Consider the following 23882-nt stretch of genomic DNA (forward strand, 5'->3'; position numbering starts at 1 on the left):
TCACCCAGCGCTGGCCGAGCGCGGGCGTGCGCGAGGGGGCCGTGTTCAGCTTCCCCAGCAGCCGCTGAAGCAGCGCCGCACGCACAAAAAAGCCCCTGGGCCTCGCGGCCCAGGGGCTTTGTCTTTGGAACGGCTGCGTCAGTCGAGCGTGATGCCGGCGGTCTTGATCACGCCGCGCCACTTGTCCACCTCGGTGCGCAGGAATTTCGCCGAGGCCTGCGGGTCGAGCCCCGAGGGCAGCACGCCCACGGCGTCGAGCTTGGCCTTCACCTCGGGCGCGGGCAGGGCCTTGGCGATCTCGGCGTACAGGCGGTCCACGATGGGCTGGGGCGTGCCCACGGGCACAGCCGCGAGGAACCAGGCATCGGCCGTGAAGCCCTTGAGGCCGGCCTCCGTCATCGTCGGCACGTTGGGCATGGACGGCAGGCGCTCGGTATGCGCCACGGCCAGCGCGCGCACCTTGCCCGCGTTGAGCTGCGAGGCGATGGTCACGGCGGTGAGGAAGCCGAAGTCCGTCTCGCCCGCCACGAGCGACACCACCGACGGCGCGCTGCCCTTGTAGGGGATGTGGCTGACCTTGACCTTGGCCTGCATGGCGTACAGCTCGGCGCCCAGGTGGTTCGGGCCGCCCGTGCCGGACGAGGGGTAGTTGAGCTTGCCGGGCGCGGCCTGCGCCGCGGCGGTGAGGTCGGCCAGCGAGCGCAGCGGGCTGTTCTCGCCCACGGTGAGCACGAGCGGGCTGCGGCCCACGAGGCTCACGGGCGCGAAGTCGCGCAGCGGGTCGTAGGGCAGCTTGGTGTAGAGGCCCGGCGCCATGGACATGCAGCCCACGTCGCCCAGGATGACCGTGTAGCCGTCCGGCGGCGCCTTGGCCACGAGGTCGCAGCCGATGGTGCCGTTGGCGCCGGGCTTGTTGTCCACCACCACCGTGGCCTGCATGTTCTCGCCCATCTTCTGCGCCAGCAGGCGGCCCAGGATGTCGGTCGAGCCGCCGGGCGCGAACGGGATGACGAGGCGGATGGGCTTGGTGGGATAGGCGCCGGCGTTCTGGGCCTGCGCCAGGGGCGCGGACAGGGCCGCGGCGGCTGCGGCACCGCCGATCAGCGCGCGCCAGAGCGCACGGGACTTTGCAGGAGGGTTCATGGGTTCCTTGGGGATTCGTTGCGGGGGCGGCGCAGCATAGCAAAGGCCGGGCACGGGCAGCCTGCATTGACGCAGGTCCTCGCGCACCTGCCGGAGCACTGCTACAGTTGGTTGCACTACCGGGCCCCGCATGACCGCCGCTCCCTCCACCCACGCCTCGAAGACCCACTGGGCCGTGCGCATGAACTGGCGTAACCGTTCGGTCTTCTTCGCGCTGCTGGGCCTGATCGTGGGCCTCCATCTCCACCAGACCGGCCGCCTTGCGGCGGGGTGGGCGTGGCTGGTGCTGCAGTTCGCGGTCTATCCGCAAGTCATCTACCAGCACGCACGGCGCAGCGCCCACCCGCGCCGCGCCGAGGAGCGCAACATGGCGCTCGACGGCTTCTGCTTCGGCATCTGGATCGTCTGGATGGGCCTGCCCCTGTGGATCAGCTTCATCCTGTTCATCGCGGTGTGCGTGAACCTCGTCGTCTTCAAGGGGCCGACCGGCCTGGCCGAACTGGCCGGGGTCGTGGTGGCAGGCATGCTGCTGGGTGCGGCCATCTTCTGGCCGCCAGTCTGGACACCCGACACCAGCCTGTCCGTGTCGCTGCTGTGCATGGCGGTGCTGACGGCGTTCCTCGTCGTCTTCGCCCGCGATGGCTATCTGCGCGCCAAGGGACTGTACGAAAGCCGCAAACAGGCGCAGCGGCAGCTGGACGAGATCCGCATGCTGCAGGTGCGCCTGCACGACATGGCGCTGCGCGACCCGCTCACCGGGCTGTTCAACCGGCGCTCGCTCGACACCGCGCTGGCCGAAGCGCTCGCCCGCTGCCAGCAGGCCCGCGAGCCGCTGTGCGTGCTGATGATCGACATCGACCACTTCAAGCACATCAACGACACCCACGGCCATCCGGCCGGCGACGCGGTCCTGCAGGCGCTGGCGCACCTGCTGCAGTCGCACGTGCGCGCCAGCGACCTGGCCATACGCATGGGCGGAGAGGAGTTCCTGCTGGCGCTGCCCAACGTCCCGATCACGCAGGCGCAAGAGCGCGCGCAGGCACTGCGCACCGCGTTCGAAGACCTGCAGGTCGCCTATGGCGCGGCGACGCTGCGCGGCACGCTGTCCTGCGGCATCGCATGCTTTCCGGGACACGGCGCCAGCGCCACGAAGCTGGTGCAGGCGGCCGACGCCGCGCTCTACGCGGCCAAGCTGGCCGGCCGCAACCGGGTGGTGGCGCACGCGGCGCAGGAAGCGCCCGTGTCCTGAGTCTTCCGGCTCACTGCGCCCCGTCCGCGAGCTTGCGCGGCCGCTTGGCGGGCGCAGGGGCCGCGCGGGGGCGGCGCAGCGTGTCGGCATCCAGGATCAGGCGGCCCTGGATGCGGCCCTTCATGCGCTTGACGCTGCTGGCCGCGTCCTGCATATGGCGCTCCATGAGCACGCGGACCTTCTCGGCGTCGCGCGCGCGCGCGGCCTGCACGATGTCGCGATGGAACTGCGCATTGGTCTCGCCAAAGCGCCGGTGCTCGGCCTGCGAGGTGCGGTTGCCCAGCACGATGAGCTGGCGGATCATCTCGTTGATCAGCTCGCAGGTGAAGCGCAGGAACGGGTTGGGGTTGGCCGCCGCGAGGATGTCGTGGAAGTTCACGTCCTCGCGCCGCTGGTTCAGCAGGTCGCCCTGGGCCTGCGTGGGGTCGCAGCAGGCGATGCTGTGCTCCAGCGCCTCGAAGTCGGCCTCGTCCAGGTGCGCCACGGCGCCGGCGGCCAGCAGGGGTTCGAGCTGCTGGCGCACGGCGTAGATGTCGTCGATGGTCACTTCCTTGAAGAACAGGTAGTTCTGCATGAACTGCAGCGTGCGGTCCAGCGGCACCTCGACGATGGTGCCGCCGCCCGACGGGCCCGTGGAGATGGTGACGAGGCCCTGCACCTCCAGCGACTTGAGCGCCTCGCGGATGGTGCCCTTGCTGACCTGGAACTGCGCCTGCAGCTCGCTCTCGCGCGGCAGGCGGTCGCCGGGGCTCAGGTTCTTCTCGGTGATCATCCGCTTGATCTCCTGGGCCACGAGATCGGAGCGCTTGAGCTGCTTGATCGCCAGGGGAGCGGACTTCTGTGTTTCCATGGCTTGTTGTCTTTCCTCGGGGTGGTCAGGCGCCGCCGGCACCCCTGCATTCGCTGTCCTGGTGCAGTATGCACCGCCCGGGGGCATGGTGGAAGCTTCTAGGGTTTGTACGCGTCATATTCATTCTATTTGTCACTATAAATATGAGCAAGGAGCGTGAGCGCATGGCCCAGCGGATTGGCATGCAACGTGCTCTGACACAAGCCCCAACCCGTTCCCACACCACGGAGTCCCTCATGCAACGTCGTCACCTCCTGCAACTTTCCGCGCTCGGCGCACTGCCCGCATCCCTCGGCCTGGGCGCCAGCGCCTGGGCCCAGTCCAAGGATGCGATCCAGTTCGGCTGCCCCGTGCCCATGTCGGGCGCGTTCGCGGCCAACGGCAAGTACGCAGACCTGGGGATGAAGCTCGCCATCGAGCAGTACGGCAAGGCCCTGGACCGCCCCCTGGCCTACACGCTGCTCGACACCGAAGGCAAGCCAGCCACCGCCGTGCGCAAGGTGCAGGAGTCGGCCCAGCAAAAGGGCGCGCGCTTCTTCGCGGGCGGCATCCTGTCGTCCGAGGCCCTGGCCATGGGCAAGGAGGCCGAGAAGGCCGGCGGCATCTTCATCACCACGGCAGGCGCCGACGAGCTCACGGGCACGGACTGCAACAGCGCCACGTTCCGCTGGTCGGTGCCCACCTTCGGCGCCATCGAGCAGACGGTGCGCCCGCTGCTCGACGCCCATCCCAAGGCCAAGCGCTGGTACACCATCACGCCGCAGTACGTGTTCGGCGACGGCCTGCTCACCGCCGCCAAGAACATCTTCAAGGAAAAGGGCATCGAGCACGTGGGCAACAGCTACCACTCGCTGACCGAGAAGGAGTTCAGCGGCTACCTCACCAACGCCATGGCCGCCAAGCCCGACGTGCTGCTGCTGCTCAACTTCGGCGCCCAGTCGTCCGACGCGCTGCGCCAGGCGGTGAGCTTCGGCATGCACAAGAACATGACCATCCTGATCGCCTGGGCCTCGGGGCTGGAGCAGTTCGAGTCGCTCGGCGCCGACCTGTGCGACGGCGTGTATTTCGGCGCGCAGTACTGGCACACGGCGGACACGCCGCTGAACCACGACCTGGTCAAGCGCTCGCAAGCCACGTTCAAGTCCAACCCCAACTACAGCCTGGCGGGCTCCTACATCTGCACCAAGCTGCTGATCGACGCCATCATCAAGGCCGGCACCGTGGACCAGAAGGCCGTCGTCGCAGCGCTGGAGGGCATGAAGTACCAGGGCCTGACGGGCGAGGAAGAGGTGCGCAAGGCCGACCACCAGGTGCTCAAGAACTACTACCTGCTCAAGGGCAAGGCCAAGTCCAAGATGGCCAACAAGGACGACTACGTGGATGTGGTGAGCTCCGGCAAGTCCTTCCTGCCCGTGGACAAGACCGGCTGCAAGCTGGCCTGACGGGCCGCCGCCGGTTCTCAAGCAGAAAACGCCTCCAGCGCTTTCATAGCAAGCGCTGGCAGCTATATTTTTGATAGTCCTCCATGAGCATCTACCTGCTACAGACCATCAACGGGATCGGCATCGGCATGCTGTATTTCCTGTTGGCCGTGGGCCTGTCCATCGTGTTCGGCCTGCTGCGCTTCGTGAACTTCGCGCACGGCGCCTTCTACCTGCTGGGCGCGTACTTCTGCTACCAGATGACGCGCTGGGGCCTGAGCTTCTGGCTGGCCCTCGTGGTGGCGCCCCTGGCCGTGGGCGCCATCGGCTGGTTCACCGAGAAGCTCATGCTGCGCCATGTGTACGCCAAGCCGCACGAATTCCACATCATCGTCACCGTGGGCCTCGCGCTGGTGGTGCAGGAGCTGGTGATCCTGCAGTGGGGCCCCTTGGGCGACAGCGTGGCCGTGCCCGAGCTGCTGCAGGGCGTGGTGATGTGGGGCAGCTTCGTCTACCCGAAGTACCGGCTGTTCGTGATCGGCTTCACGGCCGTGCTGGCGGTGCTGCTGTGGTGGGTGCTGGAGGGCACGCGCCTGGGCAGCGCGGTGCGCGCAGGCAGCGAATCGACCGAGATGGTCTCGCTGCTGGGCCTGAACGTGTTGCGCATCTTCAGCCTGGTATTCGCGCTGGGCGCTGCCACGGCGGCGCTGGCGGGCGTGCTGGCCGCGCCCATCCGCGGCGCCGAGCCGTTCATGGGCATCGAGGCGCTGGGCGTGGCCTTCGTGATCGTGGTCGTGGGCGGCCTGGGCAGCTTCGGCGGCGCACTCGTCGGCGGGCTGCTCATCGGCATCGTCCAGAGCGTGATGAGCACGCTGTGGCCCGAGGGCGCACGCCTGATGATCTACGTGGCCATGGCCGCCGTGCTGCTGCTGCGCCCCCATGGCCTGCTGGGCCGCAAAGGATGACCTCACCATGACCAGGCACTTCCATCTTCTTCTCGCGCTGGCCATCGTGGTGGCCATGCCGCTATTCATGCAGTCGGGCTCGCTCGCCAGCGAGGTGCTGATCTTCGGCCTCGCCGCCATGGGCTGCAACCTGCTGCTGGGCTACACCGGCCTGCTCTCGTTCGGCCAGGGCATCTTCTTCGGCCTGGGCAGCTACACCATCGGCCTGCTGCTCACGCGCTGGCCGCTGCCCATGCCGCTGGCCCTCGCGGCCGCCGTCGCCATGGGCGCCGCGGGCGCCGCCATCGTCGGCTGGGTCGCCATCCGCCAGCGCGGCACCTACTTCGTGATGCTCACGCTGGCCTTCGCGCAGATGTTCTACTTCATCGCCTATTCCGCCTCGGGCCTCACGGGCGGCGACAACGGCCTGCTGGACATCCCGCGCCCCTCGCTCGCGGTCGCGGGCCACACGCTGTGGCCGCTGGCCACGCCGTGGCAGTACTACGGCTTCGTGGCCGTGCTGTTCCTCGCCGCCTTCTGGTTCCTGCGCCGCGTGTGCGACTCGGTGTTCGGCCGCACGCTGCTGGCCGTGCGCGACAACGAGGAGCGTGCCGCCGCCGTGGGCTACGACCTGCGCCTGCTGAAGCTGCAGGCCTTCGTGATCTCGGGCGCCGTCACGGGCCTGGCCGGCGCGCTGCACGCGATGATGACCGGCATCGCTCCGCTGTCGAACGCCGAGTACCACACGAGCGAGATGATCCTCGTGATGACCGTCATCGGCGGCACGGGCAACCTGCTGGCCTCGGTGCTGGGCGCGGCGTTCTACGTGCTGCTGGGCGACTGGCTCTCCACGCTGTGGCCGCGCTGGCTGCTGCTGCTGGGCGTGGTGCTGATGGTGGTCAGCCTGGGGCTGCAGCGCGGGCTGTGGGGCCTGGGCGAAAGCCTGTGGGGCCTGGTGCGGCGCAAGGCGCCCAAGGACGCATCGTCCGCCGGCCTGAATGCGACGGGAGACAACGCATGAGCGCCGCCGCCTCCCCCATCCTGCTCGAAGCCCAGGGCGTCGAGAAGCGCTACGACAAGTTCGTCGCCCTGGGCGGCGTAGACCTGAAGGTGCGCGCCAACACCGTGCACTCGGTCATCGGCCCCAACGGCGCGGGCAAGACCACGCTGTTCCACATGCTCACGGGCACCAAGACCGTGAGCGGCGGGCGCATCCTGTTCGACGGCCACGACGTGACGCGCGAGCCCGACCACCGGCGCGTGCGCCGGGGCATGGCGCGCTCGTTCCAGGTGACCAGCCTGTTCCTCACCCTGCCGGTGCGCGAGAACCTGCGCCTGGCCGCGCAGGGCGTGGCGCCCGCCATGGCGCTCAACTGCTGGAGCCCGCCCGTGGGCCGCCGCTCGTGCGCCGACACGGTGGCGAGCGTGCTGGCGCGCCTGGGGCTGGAGCGCCACGCCGACACCCCGGCAGGCAACCTCTCGCACGGCCAGCAGCGGCGCCTGGAGGTGGGCATGGCGCTGGCTGCGCGGCCCAAGGCGATCTTCCTCGACGAGCCTACCTCCGGCATGGGCATCGACGACCTGGACGACATGAAGCGCCTGATCCAGGGCCTCAAGGACGAGCACACCGTGGTGCTCATCGAACACAACATGGGCATCGTCATGGACATCTCCGACACCATCACCGTGATGCAGCAGGGCCGCGTGCTGGCCGAAGGGCTGCCCGACGCGATCCGCGCCGACGACCGCGTGCGCAGCGCCTACCTGGGCAACATGATCACCGGGGGCAAGGCATGAGCAGTGCACCACTTCTCTCGGTGGAGGGCATCCACGCGCACTACGGCAAGAGCCACGTGCTGCAGGGCGTTTCGCTGCACGTCGGCGACGGCGAACTGGTCACGCTGCTGGGCCGCAACGGCGCGGGCAAGACCACCACGCTCAAGACCATCGCGGGCGCCATGGCACCCACGCAGGGCCAGGTGCGCTTCGGCGGCGAGGCCACGCACCGCCTGGCGACGCACCTCGTGGCGCAGCGCGGCATCTGCCTGGTGCCCGAGCACCGCGGCATCTTCAAGCTGCTCACGGTGGAGGAGAACCTGATGCTGGGCCAGCGCAAGCACTCTCCCTGGCAGCTGGAGGACGTGTACCGCATCTTTCCCCGCCTCAAGGAGCGGCGCGCCAACGGCGGCGGCCAGCTCTCGGGCGGCGAGCAGCAGATGCTGGCCATCGGCCGCGCGCTCATGAACGCGCCGCGCCTGCTCATGCTCGACGAGCCGGTGGAGGGCCTGGCGCCCGTGATCGTCGAGGAAATCGTGGCCCAGCTCAAGACCATCAAGGCCGCGGGCGTGGCCATCCTGCTGGTGGAGCAGAACCTGGAGGTCTGCACGCAGCTGGCCGACCGGCACTACGTCATCGAACAGGGCGCGATCGTGCACGAAGCCACTAACGATGCCTTCATGGCGGACGACGCCGTGAAGGACCGCTACCTCGGCGTCGGCATGGCCTGACGCCTTCTTTCCCGCTGGAGACCCCCATGGACCTGAATACCTCCGCCCCTTCCGTCGCCGCACTGCGCATCGACGGCGCACGCCTGTGGCAATCGCTGATGGACCTGGCGCGCATCGGCGGCACGCCCAAGGGCGGCGTGTGCCGCCTCGCGCTCACCGACCTGGACCGCCAGGGCCGCGACCTCTTCGCGCAATGGGCGCGCGACGCCGGCTGCACGCTGCGCGTCGATGCCATCGGCAACATCTTCGCGCGCCGCGCGGGCGCGGACGACAGCCTGCCGCCGGTGATGACCGGCAGCCACATCGACACCCAGCCCACGGGCGGCAAGTTCGACGGCAACTACGGCGTGATGGCGGGCCTGGAGGTGCTGCGCACGCTCAACGCCGCCGGCGTGCGCACGCGCGCGCCCATCGAGGTGGCCGTGTGGACCAACGAGGAAGGCTCGCGCTTCGTGCCCGTGATGATGGGCTCGGGCGTGTTCGCGGGCGCATTCACGCTGGAGCATGCGCTCGCGCAGCGCGACGCGCAGGGCGTGAGCGTGGGCGAGGCCCTCGCAGCTATCGGCTATGCCGGCGAGGCCGGCCCCGCCCCGGCCGTGGGCGCGTATTTCGAGGCGCACATCGAGCAGGGCCCCGTACTCGAGAAGCACGGGCGCGTGATCGGCGTGGTGCAGGCCGCCCTGGGCCAGCGCTGGTACGACGTGACCGTGCACGGCATGGAGGCGCATGCCGGCCCCACACCCATGGAGCTGCGCCAGGACGCGCTGCTGGCCGCGAGCCATCTCGTGGCCGAGGTCAACCGCATCGCGGTGAACCGCATGCCGCATGCGCGCGGCACGGTGGGTTCGCTGGAGGTGTTCCCGAACTCGCGCAACGTGATCCCGGGCCGCGTCAAGTTCAGCGTGGACCTGCGCGCGCCCGACGACGCCCAGCTGCTCGACATGGACGCCGCGCTGCGCAGCGCCTGCGCCCGCATCGCCGCCGAGCGCGGCCTGCGCGTGGACGTGGAGCAGGTGGTCTACTTCCCGCCGCAGCCCTTCACGCCGCACCTGGTGGAGGCCGTGCGCGCCAACGCGGCCGACCTGGGCTACGGCAGCATGGACGTGGTGAGCGGCGCCGGCCACGACGCCGTCTACGTGGCCCGCGTGGCGCCCGCGGCCATGATCTTCGTGCCCTGCGCAGACGGCATCAGCCACAACGAGATCGAGGACGCCGAGCCCGCCCACCTGGAGGCCGGCTGCAACGTGCTGCTGCGCGCCATGCTGGCGGCCGCGGAGGTGGTGTCGTGAAGGTCCTGATCGCGCGCCTCAACCACGAGACCAACACCTTCTCTCCCGTGCCCACGCCCCTCGAGGCGTTCGCGCCCACCTACGGCGAGGACGCCTACCGCGCCAACAAGGGCATGCGCACGGCCATGGCCGCGTTCATCGAACTGGCGGAAGGCCTGGGCGCCACGCTGGTCACCCCGGTGTCGGCCACCGCCAACCCGAGCGGCCCCGTGCACGCTGCGGCCTACGACGAACTCACGCGCCGCATCGTCGAGGCCGCGCCGGGCTGCGACGCGATCCTGCTCGACCTGCACGGCGCCATGGTGGCCGAGAACACCGACGACGGCGAGGGCGACCTGCTGGCGCGCGTGCGCGCCGCCGCACCCGGCGTGCCGCTGGGCGTGGCGCTGGATCTGCACGGCAACATCACCGAAAAGATGGTGGCGAACGCCGACGTGATGGTGGGCTTCAAGACCTATCCGCATATCGACATGTACGAAACCGGCGAGCATGCAGGCCGCCTGCTGCTGCAGATGCTGCGCGGCCAAGCGCGCTACTGCGTGCGCTGGCACCGCCTGCCCCTCATGAGCCACACGCTGCGCAGCACGACATTGGGCGGCCCCATGCGCGACGCCGTTGAAGCGGCACGCACATTGGAGCGTGGCGGAATGCCCGCCGTGTCGGTGTTCGGCGGCTTCTCGCTGGCCGACATTGAGGCGCCCTGCATGAGCGTGGTGGCCACCTGCCGCGCGGAGGACGCCGCCGCGCAATCCCAGGTGGACGGCCTGGCACAGCAGATCTGGCAGCGGCGCGCCGAATACGTGTACCGCAGCGAGCCGCTGCCGGAGTCGCTGCGCCGCGCGCAGGTCCTGGCCGAAGGCGCCTCCCGGCCGGTGCTGCTGCTCGACCATGGCGACAACTGCATGTCGGGCGGCACCTGCGACACCATGGACGTGCTGCAGGCCGCGCGCGCACTGGGGCTCACCGGCATCGCCGTGGGCCCGCTCTGCGATCCCGAAGCCGTGGCGCAGCTCGTCGCCGCTGGCGAAGGCGCCGAGGTGGAGATCGCGCTCGGCAACAAGGTGCCGCTCGACAGCATCGGCTTGCACAAGGAGCCGCTGCGCCTGCGCGGCACGGTGCGCGCCGTGAGCGACGGGGCCTACACCGTGACGGGCCCGATCTACACGGGCCAGCGCTGCCACATGGGCCGCGCGGTGTGCTTCGACACCGGCGATGCGCAGATCGTGGTGGCCGAGCAGACGCACGAGCCCTGGGACCTGGGCGTGTTCCACTGCGTCGGCATCGATCCCACGCGCTTTCGCTTCCTGCTGCTCAAGTCGCGCATGTACTGCCGGCCGGTGTTCGTGCCGCTGTCCGAGGGGCTGGTGGAGTGCGACAGCCCCGGCGTGACCACGTCGGACTACGCGCGCTTCCCGTTCGCGCGGGTCCGCCGCCCCGTGTTCCCGCTCGACCCGATCTGAGCGGCGCCGGAACGATTGCACGCACCCCGATCACAAGTGTTTCACTTGACGGCGGACTGACAGCCGCGCGGCCTACAATCGGCTCCCCCTACCTACTGCTGACGGGGCGCAGGGGCTGCCATGCCGCCGCGTCGGCCATGCTTTCGCTGGAGACGCTCGATGCCCGACAACACGGCCACCAACCTTACCGATAAACGCGCCCTGCTGCGCCGTGCGGCACTGGAGTACCACGAGTTTCCCCAGCCCGGCAAGATCACCATCGCTGCCACCAAGCAGATGATCAACCAGCACGATCTCGCGCTGGCCTACTCGCCCGGCGTGGCCGCGCCCTGCGAGGAGATCGTGAAGGACCCTTCCGCCGCGTTCCGCTACACCGCCCGAGGCAACTTGGTGGGCGTGGTCACCAACGGCACGGCCGTGCTGGGCCTGGGCGACATCGGCGCACTGGCCGGCAAGCCCGTGATGGAGGGCAAGGGCGTCCTGTTCAAGAAGTTCTCGGGCATCGACGTGTTCGACATCGAGATCAACGAGAAGGACCCGGACAAGCTCATCGAGATCATCGCCTCGCTCGAGCCGACCTTCGGAGGCATCAACCTCGAGGACATCAAGGCGCCCGACTGCTTCTACATCGAGCGCAAGCTGCGCGAGCGCATGCACATCCCGGTGTTCCACGATGACCAGCACGGCACGGCCATCGTGGTCGGCGCGGCCGTCCTCAACGGGCTGAAGGTGTCGGGCAAGGACATCCGGCAGGTCAAGCTGGTGGTTTCGGGCGCGGGCGCTGCGGCGCTGGCCTGCCTGGGGCTGCTGGTCAAGCTCGGGCTGCCGCGCGAGAACATCTGGGTCACCGACATCGCCGGCGTGGTCTACCAGGGCCGCACCGAACTCATGGACGACGACAAGGCCCAGTTCGCCCAGAACACACCGCTGCGTACGCTCGCCGAGGTGATCGAGGGCGCCGACGTCTTCCTGGGCCTGTCCGCCGGCGGCGTGCTCAAGCAGGACATGGTGCGCAAGATGGCAGCGCACCCGCTGATCTTCGCGCTGGCCAACCCCAACCCGGAGATCACGCCCGAGGACGTGAAGGAAGTGCGGGACGACGCCATCATCGCCACGGGCCGTACGGACTACCCCAACCAGGTGAACAACGTCCTGTGCTTCCCCTACATCTTCCGGGGCGCGCTGGACTGCGGCGCGACCACCATCACGACGGAGATGGAGATCGCCGCCGTCCACGCCATCGCCGAGCTGGCGCAGGCGGAGCAGAGCGAGGTGGTGGCCGCGGCCTACGTGGGCGAGCCGCTGGCGTTCGGACCGGAATACCTGATTCCCAAGCCGTTCGACCCTCGCCTGATGATGAAGATCGCGCCCGCCGTGGCGCAGGCCGCCAAGGACAGCGGCGTGGCCCAGCGCCCCATCGCGGACATGGACGCCTACCGCGACCACCTGCAGACCTTCGTCTACGCCTCCGGCACCATCATGAAGCCGATCTTCACGGCGGCCAAGCAGGCCACCCTGAAGCGCGTGGCCTTCTCCGAGGGCGAGGAAGAGCGCGTGCTGCGCGCCGCGCAGATCCTGGTGGACGAGCGCGTGGCCCGGCCCACGCTGATCGGCCGCCCGGCCATCATCGCCCAGCGCGTCGAGAAGTTCGGCCTGCGCCTGAAGGAAGGTCGGGACTACGACGTGGTCAACGTGGAGCAGGACCACCGCTACCGCGACTTCTGGCAGACCTACCACCGCATGACCGAGCGCAAGGGCGTCACGGTGTCGATCGCCAAGATCGAGATGCGCCGGCGCCTCACGCTGATCGGCACCATGCTGCTTCACAAGGGCGAAGTGGACGGCCTGATCTGCGGCACCTGGGGCCACACGGCCCACCACCTGCAGTACATCGACCAGGTGATCGGCAAGCGCACGGGCGTGAACACCTACGCCTGCATGAACGCCCTGCTGCTGCCCGACCGCCAGGTGTTCGTGGTGGACACGCACGTCAACTACGACCCCTCCGCCGCGCAGCTGGCCGAGATCACCATCATGGCAGCCGAGGAAATGATGCGTTTCGGCATCAAGCCCAAGGCGGCGCTGCTGTCGCACTCCAACTTCGGCTCCAGCAACCAGCCCAGCGCCGTGAAGATGCGCCAGACGCTGGACCTCCTGCGCGAGCAGGCCCCCTGGCTGGAGGTGGACGGCGAGATGCACGGCGACGTGGCCCTGGACGAGAAGGCACGCACCACACTCATGCCCCACAGCACCCTGGCCGGCAGCGCCAACCTGCTGGTCATGCCCAACATCGACGCGGCCAACATTTCCTACAACCTGCTCAAGACGGCGGCCGGCGGCGGAATTGCCATCGGCCCCATCCTGCTGGGCGCGGCCGCGCCGGTGCAGGTGCTCACCGCCAGCGCCACGGTGCGCCGCATCGTCAATATGACGGCCCTCACGGTGGCCGACGCCAATGCGTCCCGATAAGGCAACAAACCAGAGCAAGCGCTAACTATTAACTTCCGTTAACCCCACAAGCGCCTGCCCGCTTTTTGGGCAGGCGCTTGCTTTTTGGGGCCATTTTTGTCACACTAACGGCTCGAAATTTCGGGTAAACCCGTAGTTTCCGAAAGGTGTAGTGGATGTTGAAGGCTGTCGCCATCCGGGCGTACAAGACAGTTCTGGCGTGCGCTCTGGGTGCTGCATTCATGCTCGCGCCGGCTGCCGCGTCCGCGCGACAGTCCTCCGATTTGCCCGGGGCCGCTCCCGTGGCGCTGGCCGATCTGCCCTTCCAGGGGCGCAAGACCTATGCACTGATCCTGCAGGGCGGGCCGTTCCCCTATGACAAGGATGGCACGGTGTTCGGCAACCGCGAGCGGTTGCTTCCCCTGCACAAGCGTGGCTACTACCGCGAGTACACCGTGAAGACGCCGGGTGCGCGCGGCCGGGGTGCACGGCGCATCGTCTGTGGCGGCGCTCCGCGCACGCCGGACGCCTGCTACTACACCGGCGACCACTACGCGAGTTTTCGGGAAATTAGGGAATGAGCGCCGAAAGCCTCGCGGCGGGCCGTGGGCCGGCGCGCCATGCCATCGGATCTTCGTCCGACAGCCGCCCCCACGGGCTTGTCGGATATGCCTATCGTGGACCTCTGAAAGAAAGAGCAACGGAGATGGAAACGCCACTTCGTAAAGAACAGGACACTCTCTTGCGCGGCGTGCGCACCAACATCGTGCAGTCGATCCGCGCCTTCCGGGTGCAGGACCTGCAGGACACGGCACGCGCGCTGGGCCAGCACTTCCTGTATGCCAACCTGGCACACGCACAGTCCAAGCAGGACGTGCTCGACCTCATCGCATCGCAGTTCACCTTTCCGCCGCACTTCGGCAAGAACTTCGACGCGCTGTACGACTGCATGACCGACCCGCTGCACAAGTCGGGCCCGCAGCCGGGCTTCATCGTGGTGCTGGAGCAGATCCCGGCCACAGCCAAGTTCGACAAGGAAGCACGCGAGCAACTGCTGGACATCTTCCGCGACGCGGCCGAGTACTGGGGCGACCGCAAGATTCCGTTCCGCTGCTTCTATTCTTTTCTGTAGCCCGTTCCGCAACCGCTGGCCAAGCGGAACGGGCCAGCGAGGCCGCCCTCAGCGCCTCGTCTCCGGCCATCGAGATCGAAGTCGATCTCTCGGGCGAGAAGATGCCCACCGACAAGCTCGTGGACGTGTCGCCGCTGGCGCTGCGCATGAGCAGCCCGTTCAACGCGGGCTATTGGCTCGCGGCAGCGTAGCCGGCTCCCAGCCAAATCGGACTCCAGCGCTTGCCAGTCAAGCGCTGGCAGCTCCTAATTTTGCAGCGACTGGGCCAGTGCGACGTATTCGGCCACGGGCACTTCCTCGGCGCGGCGCTGGGTGTCGAAATCGCCCGACCCGTTGCGCGCCTCGAGCCAGCGGCCCAGGGTGTGGCGCAGCAGCTTGCGCCGCTGGCTGAAGGCCACCTGCACCAGCTCCTCCAGCAGCGCCACGTCCACCGCCGCAGGGTCGGCATGCGGCACCATGCGCACCACGGCGCTGTCCACGCGCGGCGGCGGATCGAACGCCTGGGGCGGCACGAACAGCACGTCTTCCATCGCGTAGCGCCACTGCAGCATGACCGACAGGCGCCCGTAGGCAGCGGTGGAGGGCGCGGCCACCATGCGGTCGATGACTTCCTTTTGCAGCATGAAGTGCTGGTCCTCAATGGACTGCACGTGCTCCAGCAAATGGAACAGGATGGGGCTGGAGATGTTGTAGGGCAGGTTGCCTACCACTCTGATTTTTGGAGCGCCCAGCGCTTGCGCCACCTGCGCAAAATCCACTTTCAGCACATCGGATTCGATGACCTGCAGTTGCCCGTGCTGGCGCAGCCGCGCGGCCAAGTCGCGGTCCAGCTCGATCACGGTGAGGCGGCCCAGGCGCTCGACCAGCGGCTGGGTGAGCGCCGCCAGGCCGGGGCCGATCTCCACCATGGGCTGGCCGGGCTGCGGGGCGATCGCCCGCACGATGGCATCGATGATGCCGCTGTCGGACAGGAAGTGCTGGCCGAAGCGCTTGCGCGGGATGTGCTTCATCTCATTGATCCGTGGCGCTGCGCATGAAACCAGCGCGCCCCAAGCCAGGGCAGCCGAGCAAGGGCCGCCCCGCAGCGAGGGCTGCGTCCCCCTTCCCAGAGCGCGCAGCGCGTGGAGAGAAGGGGGAAGCCGCGCAGCGGCTCAGGGGGTTGCACCTCATCACTGCGGCGGTTCGCGGTATTCCACGTAGGCCCGGCCGCGCGCCTCCTGGATCCAGGTGGAATAGGCCTCGTCGAGCTTCTTCTCGCGCACCGTGTCGCGCACCATGTCGCGCTGCTCGCGCTGGGTGAGCTTGGCCTCTCGGCGGCCCATGAGCTGGATCAGGTGCACGCCGAAGCGCGACACCACGGGGTGGCTGATCTCGCCGGGCGCGAGCGCATCGAGCACCTCCTCGAACTCGGGCACGTAGCGCCCGGGCGAGGCCCAGCCCAGGTCGCCGCCGTCCTTGGCGCTGCCGTCCTGCGAATACTCGCGCGCCAGCGCGGCGAACTCGGCCTGGCCGCGCACCACGCGGTCGCGCAGGTCTTCCAGCCGCGCCGCGGCCTCGCGCTCGGTCAGGCCGGCGTTGGTGCGCAGCAGGATGTGGCGCGCATGGTTCTGGATGGCCGTGGTGGCCACGCCGCCGTGGGTCTTGTCGATCACCTTGAGCAGGTGGAAGCCTGCGGGCGAGCGCAGCGGCCCCACCACGCTGCCCACATTGGCGTTCTGCACGGCGTTCACGAACAGCTCGGGATAGCGGTCGGCCGGGCGCAGGCCCAGCAGGCCGCCGCTCGTGCCCTCGGGCGCATCGGAATATTCGCGCGCCAGCGCGCCGAAGTCGCCGCCGGCCTGCAGCTTGGCTAGCACCTCCTGCGCGCGCGCGCTGCGCTCGGACGCCTGGGCGGGGCTGGCGTTCTCCGGTACCTGGATGAGGATGTGGGCCAGGTTGAGCTCGAGCTTGTCCACCGCGGCCGACTTCTGCTGGTCGCGCAGGTACTGGTCCACCTCCAGGTCGCTCACGCGCACGCGCGACTCCACGTCGCGCTCGCGCACGCGCAGGGCCAGCAACTGGCTGCGCAGCTCCTCGCGGAAGCGCGCCTGGCTGATGCCCTCGGCCTCCATGCGGCGGTGCATCTCCTGCAGGCTCAGCTGGTTCTGCCGCGCCACCGACTGCTCGGCCTGCGTGACGGCGTAGTCGTCCACCTTGATGCCGCTTTCCTTGGCCAGCTGCACCTGGATCTTTTCCAGGATGAGGCGTTCGAGCACGTCCTTGAGCAGCAGGTCGCGTGCGGGCAGGCTGCCGCCCTGGCTGGCGACCTGCTGGGCCAAGCGGTCGGCCCGCTGGCGCACCTCGTTGTTGGTGATGGGCTCGGAGTTGACCACGGCCACGATGTAGTCGGCCTGGCGCGGCCCGGCCTGGCTGGGCGCGGCCGAACCCGCGGGCGGCAGCAGGGTGGCGGGAGAGGACAGGCGCGGCACGCCGTTGCCGGCCGAGGGCCGCAGCCCCTGGGCCTGCGTGAGCGGCACCGCAAGCGCGGTCCAGCAGGCCAGGACGAAGGGGAGGACGCGGTGTTTCATGGCGTTCAATCGTATTGGGTGAAGCGGCTGGGCAGGGCCACGTTTTCGCGCAGGAACTCGTAGCGCGGCACGTTCTGCTTCAGGCTGGTGAGCGGGTTGGAGCCCAGCGACAGGCGCGAGAAGCCGATGAACTCGATCTGGAACATGACGCGCGTGTTGCTCGACGTGTAGCTGCGCTGCAGGCGTTCGAGCACCACGCGGCCGATCCAGCAGCAGCTCTCGTATTCCACGCCGACCACGGTGTCCACGAATTTGCGGTCGCGCAGGCTGTAGTTCAGGCGGCCCACGCCGTACCAGCGCCCGGCGCTGGCGGTAGGCTTGTCGCTGCGGTCGCCCCACAGGTCGTTCAGGGGCCACTGCCAGCCCACATCGAGCTGCTCGCTGGGCTCGCTGATGAAGTCGGTCACCCGCTGCAGGCGGTAGGCCGCGCTCACCGTGCGGTACTTGCCAGGCGAATAGCGCGCGGCCACCGTGGAGCGCAGGGAGCGGCCGGTCTTGGGGTTGTACTGCACGGTGGCGTCGAAGCCCCACTGCGGCGTCCAGTTCAGGCCCGCGCCCAGCAGCACGTCCGACAGCCGGTCGTTCACCGGGGCTCCGCCGGGCATGGTCACGTTCTGGTCGGAAAAGCGCAGGCGCTGGGCGATGCCGAAGCGCGCGGCCTCGGCGCCGGAGTCGGCGTCCAGCAGGCGCGTGGTCACGCCCAGCGTGAGCAGGTTGTTGTCGGCGATGCGGTCGTTGCCGCCGAAGGCGTTCTCGGTGTAGATAGACGCGAAGTTGAAGTCGGTGGCTGCCGTGTCGTACACCGGCAGCATGCTCTGGTCGCGGTAGGGCGTGTAGGTGTAGAACGCGCGCGGCTCCAGCGTCTGCAGGAAGCTGCGGCCGAAGTACGCGGCGTCGCGCTCGAACACCAGCCCGCTGTCCAGGCTGAAAGTGGGCAGCGTGCGCGAGGCAGAGCGCTGGCCGTTGGCCAGCAGGTCGTCGAACTCGTAGTTCGTCGCATGCAGCTGAAGCCGCGGCGTGATGAAGCCCGCGGGCGCGAGGAACGGCCGGCTGACCTGGGCCATGGTGTAGCTGCGCCGGCCGTTGGGCTGGTTGTAGAAGCGCCGGTCGGACAGGAAGTGCGTGTAGTCCGCCTCGACCGTGGCATCGAAGCCGCCGGCGAGCTGCAGCGGCGCATAGCGCCAGTGCAGCTGGGGCATGCGGTCGTAGGGCGGGGCGATGGGCGCGCTCACATCCTGCAGCGTCTGCCACTTGAGCGTGCGCAGCACCACCGAGTGGTCGTCCCGCGCCCAGCTCAGCGAAGCGTCACCCGGCAGCAGGCGCTGGGTGAGCTGGTCGGTGGAATTGCCCGGCCGCATGCCGGTGCGCTGCGTGAAGTCGCGCCAGTAGTCGTCGTCGCTCACGCGCTTGATGTCGACGTTCAGCCCCAGGCCGCCCAGCGGCGTGTCGAACGCCTGGCGGTGGCGCAGGCTGTAGGCCCAGCGGTCCCGGTCGCGCAGGCTGTCATTGGGCATGTAGTTGACGCCCAGCTCGCCGCTGTAGCGCGGCTCCAGGTAGCGGAACTCGGCGCCCAGCGACACGCCGCGCTTGCTCATGAGCACGGGGGTGATGGTGGCGTCACGGTTGGGCGCGATGTTCCAGTAGTACGGCTGGGCGTATTCCACGCCGCTCAGGTTGTCCAGCCCGATGGTGGGCGGCAGCAGGCCGGACTTGCGCCGGTCCGACAGCGGGAAGGTGATGCGCGGCACCGGCAGGATGGGCACGCCCTTGAACTCCAGCACGCCGTCCTCGGCCGTGCCCACGTCCTCCGCGCGGTCCAGGTGGATGCGCTTGGCGCGCAGGATCCAGTCGGGCTGCCAGCTCGTCTCGTCGGTGCGCTCGCAGGTGGTGTAGGTGGCCTCGTGCACCACGGAGCGGTCGCGGTCCAGGAAGTCCACGCGCGCCGCCTCGCCATGGGCCGAGGTCTCCAGGAAGCGGTAGCGCGCCTCGCTGAAGAAACCGCTGAAGGCGTCCACGCGCAGGTCCAGCTCGGAGCCCTCGTAGCGGTTGCCGGCGCGGTTGATGCGCACGTTGCCGCTGGCCTGGGCGCGGTCCTCGGGCACGTCGTAGTCCATGCGGTCGGCCTGGATCACGGTGTCGCCGCGGCGCAGCTCGGCGTTGCCCTCGATGGTGGCGCGGATGTCCGGCTGGCCGGTGACCTGGTCGCCGCGCACGAACACCGGCATCTGCTGGCGCACGCCGTAGGGCAGCGCCTCCTGCAGCCGCGGGCTGGGGCGCAGCGCCGGCGGCGCCTCCTCGGCCGCGGCCTGCGCCTGGGCCAGCGCCGACAGCGGCAGGCCGCACAGCATCAGGGCGGCCAGCCGCGCGAGCGGGCGCAGCAGGGGGGCGGGCGGGTCGGAGGGCAGGAAAGGTCGATCCATGGAGTGAGGCGAGGGGCTGCGCGGCTTCAAGCAGCCAGGCCGGTTTGTAGAATCGGATTATCCATGAGCCACCCCTCCCCTTTTCCGCCGGCAGGCAGCGCCCGCGCGGCCGTCGCCTGGAGCGATCCGGCCCGCCAGGCCGCCTTCGAGGCCTGGCTTTCCCCCCTCGTTCCCGCCCACGGCCTGCTGCCCGCGACGCTGCGCCCTGCGTCCGCCGACGCGAGCTTTCGCCGCTACCTGCGGCTGGACACGCAATCCGGCGCCAGCCTGGTCGTGATGGATGCGCCGCCGGAGAAGGAAGACTGCCGCCCGTTCGTGCACGTGCAGGCGCTGCTGCACGCGGCCGGCCTGCGCGTGCCGCAGGTCCTGGCCTGGGACGAGGCCCACGGCTTCATGCTGCTGACCGACCTGGGCGTCCAGACGGCCATCGAGCGCCTGGATGCGCGCGACCCGCAGGCCGCGCACGCCTGGTATGTGCAGGCGGTGGGCCTGCTGATCGACTGGCAGCGCGCCAGCCGGCCCGGCGCGCTGCCGGCCTATGACGACGCCCTGCTGCGCCGCGAGCTGCAGCTCTTTCCCGACTGGTACATCGCCCGCCACCGCGCCATCCCGCTCACCGGCGCGCAGCAGGCCGTGCTGGCCAAGGCCTTCGACGCCATCGTCGCCCAGAACCTGGCCGCGCCCAGCGTGTTCGTGCACCGCGACTTCATGATGCGCAACCTCATGGTGGGCGAGGACGGGCGCCTGGGCGTGCTGGACTTCCAGGACGCGGTGCTGGGCCCCGTGACCTACGACATCGCCAGCCTGCTGCGCGACGCGTTCATCAGCTGGGAAGAGGATTTCGTCATCGACATTACCGTGCGTTACTGGGAAAAGGCCCGGCGCGCGGGCATCCTCGGCGCCGCCAGCAGCAGCGGCTGGGGCGCGGACTTCGGCGAGTTCTACCGCGCGGTGGACTGGATGGCGCTGCAGCGCCACCTGAAGGTGGCCGGCATCTTCGCGCGGCTCACGCTGCGCGACGGCAAGCCCAAGTACCTGCAGGACGCGCCGCGCTTCATCCACTACATCCGCCAGACGGCCGGGCGCTACCGCGAGCTGTCGCCCCTGCTGCGGCTGGTGGACGAGATCGAAGGCACCCAGGCCCCCGTGGGCTACGCCTTCGGACGCGTCTAGGTTTACCAACAAAAACGGCCTCCAGCGCTTATCCTGCAAGCGCTGGTAGCTACTTTTTTTGAAGCACATGCCCCGTTTCCACTGCCCCCTGCCCCTGGCCACCGGCGCGCGCATCGCGCTGCCGCCCACGGCCGCGCGCCATGTGCAGGTGCTGCGCCTGCAGCCGGGCGACGCGGTCACGCTGTTCAACGGCGAGGGCGGGGAATGGTCCGCCAGCGTCACCCGCATGGGCCGCTCCGACGTGGAGGTGGAAGTGGGCGCACACGCGGCCATCGAGCGCGAGGCTGCGCGCGCCGTGCACCTCGTCGTGGGCATGCCTGCCAACGAGCGCATGGACTGGCTGGTGGAAAAGGCCACCGAACTCGGCGCCGCCAGCATCCAGCCCGTGGCCGCCGCGCGCAGCGTGCTCAAGCTGGCCGGCGAGCGCGCCGCCAAGCGCCAAGCCCATTGGCAGGCCATCGCCGTGGCCGCCTGCGAGCAGTGCGGGCGCAACCGCGTGCCGCCGGTCGCCGCCCCGCTGCCGCTGGCGGACTGGCTGCGCCGGCCTGCGGCGGAAGGCGCGCGCCTGCTGCTGTCGCTGCAGGGCGGTGCCCGCCCCCTGCAGGAGGCCGCTGGCCATGCCGGCGCGGTGTGGGTGCTGCACGGCCCCGAAGGCGGATTGAGCGCGCAGGAAGAAGACGCCGCGCTGGCCCAGGGCTTCGCACCCGCCAGCCTGGGCGCGCGCGTGCTGCGGGCCGAGACGGCCTCCGTTGCCGCGCTGGCCGTGCTGGGGCTCTGATGCATAGCGAGATGGATGAGAGCGCCGCATCCGGCGCTGAACTGGGCGCCGTGGCCGACTTCTTCCGCGACGGCTACCTGTTCGGCGACGCCGCCGCCGACGCGCCCCTGCTCGGCCGCATCACGCGCCAGCAGCCGCTCACGCAGGCCTTGAGCGGCCTGTTCCACGGCCCTGCCGCACTGGTGCAGCTGCGCGTATGGGTGTTCCTGCAGCTCGCCTCGCAGGGCGACGCGCAGTGGCCGCGCGAGGGCATCGACGAGCTCTTCAACGCCCTGCGCCCCGAGGCGCTGGACACCGTGCTCAAGCGCCTGCGCGACGTGGGCCTGCTGGCCTGGGACGAGACCCAGCGCGCCTATGCCCTGCCCCCGCTGGCCCAGCGCGTGGCCGCCCTGCTGACGCCGCTGGCCGCCGACTCGCCCACCGCCGACGAGGAAGGCGACGCCGACGGCGGCGAGCTGGCCGCCCTGCTCGGCCAGGTGGTCGGCGCCAACCAGCTCGGCAGCGTGGACGCCGCCCAGGTGCAGATGCTGCACGCGCAGCTCGCGCGGCTGCACGGCGAGTTCGCCGACGCGATCGCCAGCGGCTCCGAGTTCCGCCTGCGCGAGGCGCGCAAGCGCTACGACCGCGCCGCCACGCTCATCGACCGCGCGTCCGACGCCATCAGCGCCCTCATCGGCAACGCCCAGGGCCACCTGCTGCTGGAGCGCGCCGCACGCGGCCTGGGCCAGGCCCAGTCGCGCCTGCTGGCCATGGCCAGCCAGTTCAACCGCGCGCTGCAGCAGGTGGACCGCCAGCGCGTGACGCTGGGCACCACCGGCATCACCAGCACGGACGTCAAGCGCTGGCTGCAGACCGCGCCCGCGCCGCACCGCCTGCTGGACGGCGCGCTGGCCCAGCCCACGCAACTGGCCACGCTGGCGCCGCACGAGCTGCTGGACGTGGTGGAGGCCGAGTTCGAGCGCGACCGCCCCCAGGCCGCCCTGCCCGACACCCTGCCCGCCGCCCAGAGCGCGCCGCCCGGTACCCTCGCCGCCGTGGCCCTGCCGCGCGAACTGGGCGACCTGAACGCGCTGCTGGCCGAGTGGACCGGCGGCGACCCCGGCGCCGCCCGCACCGTGGCCGACGCCCTGCTGGGCCCGCGCCCCGGCGCCGCGCGCTACGCCCAGGTGGCCTACAAGGCACAGCTCATGCCCCTGCTGGGCGACCCGCAGGCCGCCGTGCTGCCCGGCCTGACCGGCGCGCTGGCGCGCCAGCCCTGGCGCATCGCCTGGGACGGCGCCGCCGAACCCATCGACCACCACCAGGTCGCACTGCTGAGCCGCGGCACGCTGGTGCCCGCCAAGGAAGACACGCATGGATGACGCCGCCCTGTTGATCGCCGAACTGCTCACCCGCCGCTGGCTGCCGCGCAGCCACCCGCGCGTGAAGCGCGCGCTGGTCGACGCCGAGCTTTTCGCCCAGGTCGAGCAGCGCCTGGCCCAGTCCGGCCTGCGCTGGATGGACAGCATCTACGCCGACCACGTCAGCGTGGCCCTGCTGCCCGCCGCCCAGAACGGCGTGATGGGCGAAGCCGGGCTCAACGCCAACAACAACCTGGAGCTGCCGCGCGACGCGCAGGCGCTGCTGGTCGTGCTGTGGGCGCTCATCGTTTTGCCCAAGCGCGAGCGCCAGACCAGCCGCGCGCAGGAAGGCGACGCGGGCCAGAGCGACTTCTTCCCCGCCGCCAAGCCCCTGCCCCAGGCCGCCAGCGTCAGCCCCGTGCTCTCGTACAAGGCGCTGCTGGAAGACTACGGCCCCCAGCTCGGCAAGAAGCTGCGCCTGGACGCCAACCTCAAGCTGCTGGAGCGCCACGGCTTCATCCTGCGCCGCCAGGACGAGATCGCCGAAGGGCCGCTGCTGGACGTGCTGCTGGACTACGACGTGCTCGCCCCGCGCATCCTCGACGGGGCGCTGGCCGAGGTGCTGGTGCGCGAGCGGGCGGCAGAGGAATCCGAGCCAAATCAGCCTCCAGCGCCCGACCATCAAGCGCTGGCAGCTATGGATATGGAAGCATCGCAGGACCAGGGGAGCGCACGGCCCGATGGAAGACTTTGAGAGGCTGCTGGAGGTCGCGCGGCGCAAGTCGGCGTTCGACCGGACGAACCCCTGGTACTCCGGCCCGGGCACTTATCTGTCCGCGCTGAAAAAGGAAGTCGACGAAGTCGCCGACGAAATACCGCGGCATCGCGCGTGCTACCTGGAAGACGAGCTGGGCGATGTGCTGTGGGACTACCTCAATGCCGTCCTTGCCTTGGAGAAAGAAGCGGGCATACGGCTGGAGTCCGTTCTGGAAAGAGCGCTTCACAAATACCACACCCGCGTGTCCGGCATCGAATCCGGCGTTCCCTGGCAGGAAACCAAGCTCCGGCAGCAACAAGAACTCGCGCAAGAGCATGCGTCCACGCGGCCCGACATGAGCGGTCCCTGACGGACGCCACCGCCCTTTTGCCAGCAGCATCCAT

General features: G+C 69.6%; 21 protein-coding genes. 16 read left to right on the top strand and 5 right to left on the bottom strand.

All coding sequences use genetic code 11. The features are described from left to right. Positions 1-138: 138 nt before the first annotated feature. Positions 139-1143, bottom strand: a complete 1005-nt coding sequence (locus tag AVS7_RS04490; RefSeq protein WP_020227221.1) for a tripartite tricarboxylate transporter substrate binding protein — start codon at positions 1141-1143, stop codon at positions 139-141. Positions 1144-1273: 130 nt separating this feature from the next. Here AVS7_RS04490 and AVS7_RS04495 point away from each other — a divergent pair, with 130 nt between their 5' ends. Continuing rightward, the gene (locus tag AVS7_RS04495; protein ID WP_020227222.1) at positions 1274-2392 is read left to right on the top strand and encodes a sensor domain-containing diguanylate cyclase; all 1119 of its coding nucleotides are present in this window, start codon (positions 1274-1276) and stop codon (positions 2390-2392) included. Between the two features lie 10 nt (positions 2393-2402). On the opposite strand, the gene AVS7_RS04500 is transcribed toward AVS7_RS04495, so the two are convergent. Next, the gene (locus AVS7_RS04500) at positions 2403-3242 is read right to left on the bottom strand and encodes a FadR/GntR family transcriptional regulator (protein ID WP_020227223.1); all 840 of its coding nucleotides are present in this window, start codon (positions 3240-3242) and stop codon (positions 2403-2405) included. A gap of 236 nt (positions 3243-3478) precedes the next feature. Here AVS7_RS04500 and AVS7_RS04505 point away from each other — a divergent pair, with 236 nt between their 5' ends. From AVS7_RS04505 to AVS7_RS04550, 10 genes are all read left to right on the top strand, one after another. Further along, positions 3479-4684 carry an ABC transporter substrate-binding protein gene (locus tag AVS7_RS04505; RefSeq protein ID WP_020227224.1) on the top strand — a complete coding sequence of 402 codons (1206 nt, stop codon included), beginning with the start codon at positions 3479-3481 and terminating at the stop codon, positions 4682-4684. An 83-nt stretch (positions 4685-4767) separates the two neighbouring features. Beyond that, positions 4768-5628, top strand: coding sequence for a branched-chain amino acid ABC transporter permease (locus AVS7_RS04510; RefSeq protein ID WP_020227225.1), 861 nt, complete (start codon positions 4768-4770; stop codon positions 5626-5628). 7 nt (positions 5629-5635) lie between these two features. Beyond that, positions 5636-6628, top strand: a complete 993-nt coding sequence (locus tag AVS7_RS04515; RefSeq protein WP_024000949.1) for a branched-chain amino acid ABC transporter permease — start codon at positions 5636-5638, stop codon at positions 6626-6628. Then, positions 6625-7404 (top strand): ABC transporter ATP-binding protein, encoded by a 780-nt coding sequence (locus AVS7_RS04520; protein ID WP_020227227.1) that lies wholly within the window; start codon positions 6625-6627, stop codon positions 7402-7404. The genes AVS7_RS04515 and AVS7_RS04520 overlap by 4 nt, the downstream gene beginning before the upstream one ends. Beyond that, on the top strand, positions 7401-8114 hold the full coding sequence (locus AVS7_RS04525; protein WP_024000950.1) for an ABC transporter ATP-binding protein: 714 nt from the start codon (positions 7401-7403) through the stop codon (positions 8112-8114). The genes AVS7_RS04520 and AVS7_RS04525 overlap by 4 nt, the downstream gene beginning before the upstream one ends. A 26-nt stretch (positions 8115-8140) precedes the next feature. Continuing rightward, the gene (locus tag AVS7_RS04530) at positions 8141-9403 is read left to right on the top strand and encodes a Zn-dependent hydrolase (protein ID WP_020227229.1); all 1263 of its coding nucleotides are present in this window, start codon (positions 8141-8143) and stop codon (positions 9401-9403) included. Beyond that, entirely contained in the window at positions 9400-10863 is a 1464-nt protein-coding gene (locus AVS7_RS04535) for a M81 family metallopeptidase (RefSeq protein WP_020227230.1), read from the top strand. Before AVS7_RS04530 ends, AVS7_RS04535 begins: the two co-directional genes overlap by 4 nt. Before the next feature lie 159 nt (positions 10864-11022). Beyond that, a complete protein-coding gene (locus AVS7_RS04540) occupies positions 11023-13332 on the top strand; it encodes an NADP-dependent malic enzyme (protein ID WP_020227231.1) in 2310 nt (769 codons plus the stop codon). 155 nt (positions 13333-13487) lie between these two features. After that, positions 13488-13892, top strand: coding sequence for a ribonuclease domain-containing protein (locus AVS7_RS04545; RefSeq protein WP_024000951.1), 405 nt, complete (start codon positions 13488-13490; stop codon positions 13890-13892). Between the two features lie 125 nt (positions 13893-14017). Further along, the gene (locus tag AVS7_RS04550) at positions 14018-14443 is read left to right on the top strand and encodes a barstar family protein (protein WP_034689962.1); all 426 of its coding nucleotides are present in this window, start codon (positions 14018-14020) and stop codon (positions 14441-14443) included. Positions 14444-14688: 245 nt separating this feature from the next. On the opposite strand, the gene rsmA is transcribed toward AVS7_RS04550, so the two are convergent. From rsmA to AVS7_RS04565, 3 genes are all read right to left on the bottom strand, one after another. Then, on the bottom strand, positions 14689-15453 hold the full coding sequence (gene rsmA / locus AVS7_RS04555) for a 16S rRNA (adenine(1518)-N(6)/adenine(1519)-N(6))-dimethyltransferase RsmA (protein ID WP_020227234.1): 765 nt from the start codon (positions 15451-15453) through the stop codon (positions 14689-14691). A 159-nt stretch (positions 15454-15612) separates the two neighbouring features. Further along, positions 15613-17010, bottom strand: coding sequence for a peptidylprolyl isomerase (locus tag AVS7_RS04560; RefSeq protein ID WP_020227235.1), 1398 nt, complete (start codon positions 17008-17010; stop codon positions 15613-15615). A 5-nt stretch (positions 17011-17015) separates the two neighbouring features. Next, positions 17016-19430, bottom strand: a complete 2415-nt coding sequence (locus AVS7_RS04565; protein ID WP_020227236.1) for an LPS-assembly protein LptD — start codon at positions 19428-19430, stop codon at positions 17016-17018. Between the two features lie 63 nt (positions 19431-19493). On the opposite strand from AVS7_RS04565, the gene AVS7_RS04570 reads away from it, so the two are divergent. From AVS7_RS04570 to AVS7_RS04590, 5 genes are all read left to right on the top strand, one after another. Next, positions 19494-20603: an aminoglycoside phosphotransferase family protein gene (locus AVS7_RS04570; protein ID WP_020227237.1), complete on the top strand. Its 1110-nt coding sequence runs from the start codon at positions 19494-19496 to the stop codon at positions 20601-20603. Between the two features lie 67 nt (positions 20604-20670). Next, entirely contained in the window at positions 20671-21381 is a 711-nt protein-coding gene (locus AVS7_RS04575) for a 16S rRNA (uracil(1498)-N(3))-methyltransferase (protein ID WP_020227238.1), read from the top strand. An 11-nt stretch (positions 21382-21392) separates the two neighbouring features. Continuing rightward, positions 21393-22742, top strand: a complete 1350-nt coding sequence (locus tag AVS7_RS04580; protein ID WP_020227239.1) for a hypothetical protein — start codon at positions 21393-21395, stop codon at positions 22740-22742. Next, positions 22735-23475 carry a hypothetical protein gene (locus tag AVS7_RS04585; protein WP_020227240.1) on the top strand — a complete coding sequence of 247 codons (741 nt, stop codon included), beginning with the start codon at positions 22735-22737 and terminating at the stop codon, positions 23473-23475. Before AVS7_RS04580 ends, AVS7_RS04585 begins: the two co-directional genes overlap by 8 nt. Continuing rightward, complete coding sequence (locus AVS7_RS04590) at positions 23462-23848, top strand: MazG nucleotide pyrophosphohydrolase domain-containing protein (RefSeq protein ID WP_020227241.1); 387 nt, start codon at positions 23462-23464, stop codon at positions 23846-23848. The genes AVS7_RS04585 and AVS7_RS04590 overlap by 14 nt, the downstream gene beginning before the upstream one ends. Positions 23849-23882 lie beyond the last annotated feature (34 nt).

Origin of the sequence: Acidovorax sp. MR-S7 (assembly GCF_000400995.2) — a bacterium.
Classification (GTDB): Bacteria; Pseudomonadota; Gammaproteobacteria; order Burkholderiales; family Burkholderiaceae_C; genus MR-S7.

Coding starts and splice junctions, on each gene's coding strand:
- AVS7_RS04490 (WP_020227221.1), bottom strand. CDS start 1,143: ATGAACCCTCCTGCAAAGTCCCGTGCGCTCTGGCGCGCGCTGATCGGC.
- AVS7_RS04495 (WP_020227222.1), top strand. CDS start 1,274: ATGACCGCCGCTCCCTCCACCCACGCCTCGAAGACCCACTGGGCCGTG.
- AVS7_RS04500 (WP_020227223.1), bottom strand. CDS start 3,242: ATGGAAACACAGAAGTCCGCTCCCCTGGCGATCAAGCAGCTCAAGCGC.
- AVS7_RS04505 (WP_020227224.1), top strand. CDS start 3,479: ATGCAACGTCGTCACCTCCTGCAACTTTCCGCGCTCGGCGCACTGCCC.
- AVS7_RS04510 (WP_020227225.1), top strand. CDS start 4,768: ATGAGCATCTACCTGCTACAGACCATCAACGGGATCGGCATCGGCATG.
- AVS7_RS04515 (WP_024000949.1), top strand. CDS start 5,636: ATGACCAGGCACTTCCATCTTCTTCTCGCGCTGGCCATCGTGGTGGCC.
- AVS7_RS04520 (WP_020227227.1), top strand. CDS start 6,625: ATGAGCGCCGCCGCCTCCCCCATCCTGCTCGAAGCCCAGGGCGTCGAG.
- AVS7_RS04525 (WP_024000950.1), top strand. CDS start 7,401: ATGAGCAGTGCACCACTTCTCTCGGTGGAGGGCATCCACGCGCACTAC.
- AVS7_RS04530 (WP_020227229.1), top strand. CDS start 8,141: ATGGACCTGAATACCTCCGCCCCTTCCGTCGCCGCACTGCGCATCGAC.
- AVS7_RS04540 (WP_020227231.1), top strand. CDS start 11,023: ATGCCCGACAACACGGCCACCAACCTTACCGATAAACGCGCCCTGCTG.
- AVS7_RS04545 (WP_024000951.1), top strand. CDS start 13,488: ATGTTGAAGGCTGTCGCCATCCGGGCGTACAAGACAGTTCTGGCGTGC.
- AVS7_RS04550 (WP_034689962.1), top strand. CDS start 14,018: ATGGAAACGCCACTTCGTAAAGAACAGGACACTCTCTTGCGCGGCGTG.
- rsmA (WP_020227234.1), bottom strand. CDS start 15,453: ATGAAGCACATCCCGCGCAAGCGCTTCGGCCAGCACTTCCTGTCCGAC.
- AVS7_RS04560 (WP_020227235.1), bottom strand. CDS start 17,010: ATGAAACACCGCGTCCTCCCCTTCGTCCTGGCCTGCTGGACCGCGCTT.
- AVS7_RS04565 (WP_020227236.1), bottom strand. CDS start 19,430: ATGGATCGACCTTTCCTGCCCTCCGACCCGCCCGCCCCCCTGCTGCGC.
- AVS7_RS04570 (WP_020227237.1), top strand. CDS start 19,494: ATGAGCCACCCCTCCCCTTTTCCGCCGGCAGGCAGCGCCCGCGCGGCC.
- AVS7_RS04575 (WP_020227238.1), top strand. CDS start 20,671: ATGCCCCGTTTCCACTGCCCCCTGCCCCTGGCCACCGGCGCGCGCATC.
- AVS7_RS04580 (WP_020227239.1), top strand. CDS start 21,393: ATGGATGAGAGCGCCGCATCCGGCGCTGAACTGGGCGCCGTGGCCGAC.
- AVS7_RS04585 (WP_020227240.1), top strand. CDS start 22,735: ATGGATGACGCCGCCCTGTTGATCGCCGAACTGCTCACCCGCCGCTGG.
- AVS7_RS04590 (WP_020227241.1), top strand. CDS start 23,462: ATGGAAGACTTTGAGAGGCTGCTGGAGGTCGCGCGGCGCAAGTCGGCG.